Source organism: Methylobacterium sp. WL18 (genome assembly GCF_008040015.1).
In the GTDB taxonomy this organism is placed as follows: domain Bacteria; phylum Pseudomonadota; class Alphaproteobacteria; order Rhizobiales; family Beijerinckiaceae; genus Methylobacterium; species Methylobacterium mesophilicum.
This window is the reverse complement of the sequence record NZ_VRVD01000252.1, coordinates 1-6,584: the sequence shown is the minus strand read 5'-3', so window position 1 is coordinate 6,584 and position 6,584 is coordinate 1. Positions and strand designations below refer to the sequence as shown.

The 6,584-nt window shown below is 65.3% G+C and carries 8 protein-coding genes and 1 pseudogene; 5 read left to right on the top strand and 4 right to left on the bottom strand.

The genetic code is table 11. From position 1 onward, the window contains the following. Positions 1 to 504 (top strand): integrase core domain-containing protein (locus tag FV228_RS17255; RefSeq protein ID WP_147855754.1); only part of this gene is annotated, 504 nt, incomplete at its 5' end. Between the two features lie 30 nt (positions 505 to 534). Here FV228_RS17255 and FV228_RS17250 read toward each other — a convergent pair. After that, positions 535 to 825, bottom strand: coding sequence for a LysR substrate-binding domain-containing protein (locus tag FV228_RS17250; RefSeq protein ID WP_147855753.1), 291 nt, complete (start codon positions 823 to 825; stop codon positions 535 to 537). A gap of 132 nt (positions 826 to 957) precedes the next feature. Here FV228_RS17250 and FV228_RS17245 point away from each other — a divergent pair, with 132 nt between their 5' ends. After that, positions 958 to 1,257, top strand: coding sequence for a dihydrofolate reductase family protein (locus FV228_RS17245; protein ID WP_147855752.1), 300 nt, complete (start codon positions 958 to 960; stop codon positions 1,255 to 1,257). Between the two features lie 63 nt (positions 1,258 to 1,320). Beyond that, positions 1,321 to 1,791, top strand: coding sequence for a regulator (locus FV228_RS17240; protein ID WP_147855751.1), 471 nt, complete (start codon positions 1,321 to 1,323; stop codon positions 1,789 to 1,791). Between the two features lie 388 nt (positions 1,792 to 2,179). On the opposite strand, the gene FV228_RS17235 is transcribed toward FV228_RS17240, so the two are convergent. Then, entirely contained in the window at positions 2,180 to 3,226 is a 1,047-nt protein-coding gene (locus FV228_RS17235; RefSeq protein ID WP_348645065.1) for an endonuclease/exonuclease/phosphatase family protein, read from the bottom strand. A 48-nt stretch (positions 3,227 to 3,274) separates the two neighbouring features. Further along, positions 3,275 to 4,252 carry a sensor histidine kinase gene (locus FV228_RS17230; protein WP_147855749.1) on the bottom strand — a complete coding sequence of 326 codons (978 nt, stop codon included), beginning with the start codon at positions 4,250 to 4,252 and terminating at the stop codon, positions 3,275 to 3,277. A gap of 190 nt (positions 4,253 to 4,442) precedes the next feature. On the opposite strand from FV228_RS17230, the gene FV228_RS17225 reads away from it, so the two are divergent. After that, on the top strand, positions 4,443 to 4,661 hold the full coding sequence (locus FV228_RS17225; protein WP_246693933.1) for a response regulator: 219 nt from the start codon (positions 4,443 to 4,445) through the stop codon (positions 4,659 to 4,661). A gap of 76 nt (positions 4,662 to 4,737) precedes the next feature. After that, positions 4,738 to 5,841: pseudogene (locus FV228_RS17220) on the top strand (IS3 family transposase). Positions 5,842 to 6,250: 409 nt separating this feature from the next. On the opposite strand, the gene FV228_RS17215 reads toward FV228_RS17220, so the two are convergent. After that, a partial coding sequence (locus FV228_RS17215) for a hypothetical protein (RefSeq protein ID WP_147855747.1) occupies positions 6,251 to 6,584 on the bottom strand: 334 nt, incomplete at its 5' end.

Here is a 6,584-nt window from a genome sequence, read left to right as displayed (position 1 = left end):
CACGTCTGGAGTTTTGACTTCGTCCAGGCCCGGACCCACGACGGACGCTCGCTCCGGATCCTGACGCTGATCGACGAGCATAGCCGGGCTTGTCTGGCGCTGAAGGTGGCGCGACGCATCAACAGCGTGGGCGTGATCGAGGCGCTGGCGGAGGCGATGTGCCTACACGGCATCCCGGAACACATCCGCTGCGACAATGGCCCCGAGATGATCTCGAAGGCGCCGCGCAAATGGGTCGCCAAAACTGGCTCACAGATCCAGTACATCGCACCAGGATCGCCGTGGGAGAACGGGTATTGTGAGAGCTTCAACGGCAAGCTTCGTGACGAGTGCCTACGCCAGGAGATCTTCGACTCGTTAAAGGAGGCGCAGATCGTGATCGGTCTGTGGCAAAACACCTATAACCGCGTCCGACCGCATTCGTCGCTGGGCTATCGGCCGCCCGCGCCCGTCAGCTACCCGGATCTGGCCTTCCCGCTACCCATGGCCGCCACCATGCAGTAGCCTCTCAATCGGCTCGGTCCAAAATACCGGTCAGGTCAATCCCGATGGATGCTCGGGGCAGCCATGGCGCGCGACACATTCGGGTGCCTCGTGGGTCAGGACCCGGGTCCGCAGACGTAGCGCGGCGATAAACGCAGACGGCTCGGGCTCGCCGAACCGGACGGCGACGTCGAAGCCGTCCGCGACGAGGTCGCCCATGCGGTCCCGGACCGCCACCTCGACGGATAGGTCCGGATATCGCTGCAGGAATTTTCCGAGTCGTTGGGCGAGCACAAAGTGCCTGACGGTTGCATCGGTGTTGATCCGCCGGTGCCCGCGCACGGCCCGCGCCGATCCCTCCGCTCAGGTGGCCGAGCTTGCCGCCGACGGCGTCTCCTGCGTCGTTTCGGACAGGCCGGAGATCGACCTCCGGCCAGCGCTTGAGGTGCTCGCCTCGGATTTGGCGTCCGCCGGTTGCTTCTGGAAGGCGGCGCCCGGAACAACGCCGCGTTCCTGAAGGCCGAGCTGGTGGACGAGATCAGCCTGGTGCTCTTCCCGGCTCTCGGTGGGCGTGCGCGCAGCAAGACCTTCGAGGCTGGAGAGGACGGACTGGCCGAGCGTGTTCGGCTGAACCTCGATTCCGCGGAGGTTCGTGCGGCGGTCCTCAAGCGGAACAGCTCGGCTCCTCGCAACTCGTATGCCTCGGACCACCGAACCGATGACAAGGTAACCCGGTTTCGTATTCGGGGTCGTCGACGAGCCCCTCAAACATAAGACGCGGCAGAAAGCCGTGCGCCGACCCGGAAACGGTCGCCTATCGAATCCCGAGGAAACCAAATGCAAATTCCCAAGTTCGACGAGAGCAACATCACCTGGCGGACGCTCGATTGGCTGCCGCACATCGCCTTCTTCGTCTACAAGGTTGACGAGGACAACCGCATCGTCGATGTCGTGTTCAAGTTCGCCGCCAACCAGCGCGTGATGCTGCACCGGCATAAGAGTTCCTACGTGACCCTCGTGATGCAGGGCGAACTCCGGTTCTACCGACAGGACGGCACCCACAAGGAGACACGCCCCACGGGCAGCTACGTCTCGGGCGTGGCGAACGGTGAGCCGCATCTGGAAGGCGGCGGCGACGAGGACGCCATCGTGTTCTTCAGCAATCGCAACATCGAGGATGCGCTCTACGAGTTCCTCGACGACTCGGGCAATCCCGTCCAGGTCCTCGGCATCGCGGACTTCAAGGCGGAGCTTGAAGAGCAGGTCGCGACGGGGACCTACGAGAAGGTCACCTCCAAGGCGGCGTGAGCCTACCGGGCGCTGAGGGAGCGAACGACATCCTCGACGCCCGCGCCGATGGTCGGCCGGCCGGATCGGCATACCAGGGACAGCAGGGTGCGAGGCGATGCCCGAACCTGCCGTCTCAAAGGACTTGCGGCAGGTTTACGCTGCCGCCTGACAAGCGGTGCCATACGAGGGCGCCTTCGCCTCCCCCGGAACGCCATCGCCACGCATGGGCCTCGTCGGTCGCCGGCAAGATGTCACCGTCACGCGCGGCGGCCAGCACCATTCCAACGCGACACCGCCGACGGTGGGCGTCATGGCGTGGACCCTAACGAACCCGAAGACGATCTAGCGGGCGTCGGGGCTGTAAGGGGGCGGCGGCTAGGTCGTCGAAGACCTCCCGCAGCGGCGGTCATCGGACAGCCTCGACCGCCTTACGGGCGTCCCGGTGGTCTTCTTTCGAGGCTTCGGGCGCATTCTGCAACACGGGTGCGCGACGCGCCCGGCACAGGCTGACGGAGATCGGGAAATGGTCCGATCCGACGTCGTCCAGGCGCTGCATGTCGGCGAGCAGGAAGTGCTCGCTGAAGAAGACATGGTCGAGCGGCCAGCGCGCGAACGGGTACTGCGCGTGGAACGTCGAGAACAGGCCGCGTCCCTGCCGGGGGTCGAGCAGCCCGCTCACGTTCTGGAAGATCTGGTTGGTGCGGGACCAGGCCACGTCGTTGAGGTCTCCGGCCACGATGGTCGGCCCCTTCGTCCTCGCGACCTCGCGGGCGACGACGACCAGTTCGGCATCGCGCGGCGCGCTGCTGTGGACCGGTCCGGGCGGTCGGGGGTGCAACCCGTGGAAGGTCACCGCCTCGCCGCTGGGCAGTTCGATGGTGGTGCGCAGCGACGGGACATCCTCCTGGAGCAGAAACCGGATCGTCGGATCGCGGAGGGGAAGGCGCGAGTAGAACAGCAATCCGTAGGTGTTGTCCTGGGGCTGCTCCACCCGGTTCGGGTATCGCTCCCGCAGCGGCGCCATCGCCGACTGCCAACCGGCATCGGTCTCAAGCAGAAGCACGAGGTCCGGCGATTGCCGCTCGATCACGTCGAGGGCCGCCGCGTAGTCGCGGTTCGACTGCAACACGTTGAGGACGACCAGGCTGACGCGGCCACCGGCATCGCACGTTTCGGCGGCCTTCGCCTGGGTCGCGACCAGCGGCGTGAACGGTAGGATGTGGCTCGCCTGCAGCGCCAGCGCGGCCAGCATCGCACCCGACAGGGGCAGCGCAACGGCGTCGCGGGACGTCGCCAGCAGCGCGATGATGCAGGAGACCAAAGCGATCGCGACCTGCAGCCTGGGAAAGTCCAGGCTGCGCACGAATCCGAGGTTGGTCGGGATCAGGGGCAGGAACGTCGCCGCGGCAAGCAGGACGGCCAGGACCTTCAGGGCGGTCGAGAGGTGCTTCAAGGTCATCCCGGCGGTCAGGCGCTGCGAAGGGTCGGATCGGGGCGAGGCTCACCCGATGGGAACGACCATCGCGAAATGCATCCCGCCGGCGTCGATGGTGCGCTCGAAACGGCCGCGCAGGCTCCGCTCGATGGTCTGCCTGAGGAGGCGGGAGCCGAACCCGGTGCCGTCGGCCTTGTCGGCCTTGGATGGCGCCACGCCCTCTTCCCAGGTCAGTTGTATCTCGTCCCCGTCGACGTCGCCCTTCAGCCTGAGGGTCCCGCCACCGGAGAGCGCCCCGTACTTGGCCGAGTTGGTCGCGAGCTCGTGAAAGATCATCGCGTAGTCGTTGACCCGGCCCGGCGCCACAGTCGCGGCCGAGTCGATGGCGACCTCGATGTTAGCGCCGTCGCGGTAGGGGGACAGGATGCGCTCGGCGAGATCCTGCAGCCTGACGTCGCCGAGGTCGTGCTTGTGCGAACGCGTCGCCAGCGACGTCGCCTCGTGCAGGACACCGAACCGCCGGGATAGGTCCTCGGCGAAGTTGGGCGTCGACTTGGCCTCCCGGGCGACGATGGCGGTCAGCGCGCGGGCGACCGTGAACATGTTCGAGACACGGTGTTCGAGCTCGGCCGTCAGCAGGCGCTCGGCCTCCTCGGCCCGCTTGCGGTCGGTAATGTCGAGGAAGATGGCCTGAACCCACTCGCCGACCTGGCCGGCATCGCCGCCGACGCCGCGCGCCGAGATCCAGCGCGCGTCGTGGCCGTCCCCGATGCGGAAGTCGAAGCTGTAGGGGCCCGGGTCGGTCGCGCTCGCATTCCAGTCGAGCATCATCCCGTGGCGGTCCTCGGCGTTCACCTTGGCGAACAAGTCCTCGATGGAAACAACTGTCTTAGATGTGCCCCAGAATTCCCGGCAAAGGGCATCTAACTGGGCCAGGCGCCGGCTCGGCGACCATGCCCATAAGGCGACACCACCGCGATGGATCGTGTCGGTGAAGCTCGCCAGCGTCCATCCGTAATCGGTCGTCTGGGTATCCTCGGCCATTCAATTCCTGGGGGGATCCGGAGCCTCGGCGACACCAATCGTATCGCCGGAGGGATAAACCCTCCGATGATGGATTTGCTCCACGGTCAAGGTCGGGTCGGCTCTCAAGGAGAAAGCGACCGCGGCACTTTCTACATTACGTTTCCGGCAAGCGACCCATCCATGCCTGGCCAGTTATGATGCCATGTCGATGAAGCGCGTCCCCCAAGCATCGGTCCCCCTCGCGGTGGAGGACGACGACCTTTTTCGGATGAATGCCGCCGCGATGCTGGAGAATGCCGGCTTCGCGGTCGTCGCGGCGCGCCATGCGGATGAGGCCTGGGATGCCCTTCATCGCCGCTCCGACATCGGTGTGGTCTTCACCGACGTAGACATGCCGGACTCGACGTGCGGGGGAACCCTGACCTGAACCCTGGCCCAGCAAACTGGTCCGCGCTGAGCGCAAATTTTTCGGGCATCCTGAACCCTGAAGGAGGGTGGATGCCATGCCTCGCAAACCCTTCACGAACGAACAGATCGCCCTCGCCCTGCGGCAGGCGGAGAATGGTGCGACGGTGGACGAGGTCTGCCGGAAGATGGGCGTGTCTGAGGCGACGTTTGACCGCTGGGAGAAGCAGTTCGTCGGAATGGGCGTACCGGAGATCCGGCAATTGGAGTAACTGGAGGACGAGAACAGCAAGCTCAAATGACTGGTGGCTGACATGATGCTGGACCGCTCCATGCTGCAGGATGTGCTCTAGAATCAGTCGTGAGGCCCGCCGCTCGCCGCGAGGTCGCCAGTCACCTGCCGGTGGCCTACGACGTCTGCGAGCGGCGGGCCTGCCTGACCACCGGCTTCGGCCGCTCGTCCCCAGCATTACAGGAAGCGCTCCGACCCGCAGGTGGCACTGCGGATGCGCCTGAAGGAGCTCGCTGCCGCACGGTTGCGCCACGGCTACCGTCGGCTGCACATCCTGTTGCGGCGGGAGGGCTGGGAGGTGAACCACAAGCGCACCTACCGGATCTACCGTGACGAGGGACTGTCGATCCGGCTCAAGCTGCCCAAGCGGAAACAGGCTTGGCGCTACCGGCAAGGAGGGCCGGCAATCGGTGGACCCAACGAGGTCTGGGCGATGGACGCCATGTCCGACCGCCTGTTCGACGGACGTCCGTTCCGGATCCTGACCGTCGTCGATTGCCACACGCGAGAGGCGCTCTCACTCACGCCGAGAGCGAAATTCCGAGCTTTCGAGGTGACCGAGGCCCTGGACGCCTCGATCCGGCTGCGGGCGCGGCCCAAGAGCTTGCGGGTCGACAATGGGCCGGGGTTCGCCGGGCGCATGCTCGACCAGTGGGCGTACCTGAACGGAGTCGAGATCGACGTCTCACGACCGGGCAAGCCGACCGACAACGCCTACATCGAAGCGTTCAACGGCCGCCTACGGGCGGAATGTCTGAACGCCACGTGGCTCCTGTCGCTGGCCGAAGCCCGCGAGCGCATCGAGGACTGGAGGTGCCACTATAACTAACATCGACCCCCTGCGGCCCTGGGCGGCGTGACGCCCCGAGCCTTCGCCAACCAAGCTGTCACAGCCCGGGAACTTGCATAGGCCGTGGGCCACAAACGGGGCCAACTCCAAACATGGCTCAAAGCCATATCTCAGGGAGGATCACTCTTCAGGGGACGGGCCACTCTCGCCACAAGCTTAGAAGTACTCAATTTGCTCCCCGTAGCGCGGGGAGGACGCCGGTCCGACGCCCTCCATGTCATCTCCCGGTCAGGTCACTCGTAGGTTCAATCCGGATTTGGGCCGGTAAGGTTGGAAATCGTCAGGTACCGACCCTCAAGGCAATTTTTCGACTTTTACCTTGAGCGATGCACAACTCTTGCCTCCATAACGATCATAGGAACCGACCCCAGATCGTTTTTTGCAAATTATGCTTCTGAATGACGACTAACCAAGAAGCAAATCCGACCGTCTTTTGCCTCACGCCGCAACAGCAGCTCCGTCGCGTCGATTACGAACAACCGGTCGTGGACCCGCAGGTGTCGCACTTCAGGCAGGTTCCGTTGCGGACCAGCGTGAAGTTGGCACATTCCGGGCAGGCCTCGCCGACGTAACCCTTCATCTTCGCCTCGGCCCGTCGGTCGGCGACGGTGCGTTCGACCTTGGTGAAGGGGAGGGTGTCGGCGATCGTCTCGGTCTGACGCGCCACCGCCGGCTCGGATTTGAGCGCCGAGGTGCCGTGGATCGCGTGAACCGTCCCGCCGGCCGGAGAGGTCTGGCCGGTGCCTGCGGCGCCGACGCCGACCGTTCCGCCGGCAGGGCCGCCCTGGATGAGGGTGAGGCGG

Bases quoted from the DNA above. Each gene is read 5' to 3' on its own strand.
- FV228_RS17230 (WP_147855749.1), bottom strand. From the start codon at position 4,252: ATGGCCGAGGATACCCAGACGACCGATTACGGATGGACGCTGGCGAGC.
- FV228_RS17225 (WP_246693933.1), top strand. From the start codon at position 4,443: ATGAAGCGCGTCCCCCAAGCATCGGTCCCCCTCGCGGTGGAGGACGAC.
- FV228_RS17240 (WP_147855751.1), top strand. From the start codon at position 1,321: ATGCAAATTCCCAAGTTCGACGAGAGCAACATCACCTGGCGGACGCTC.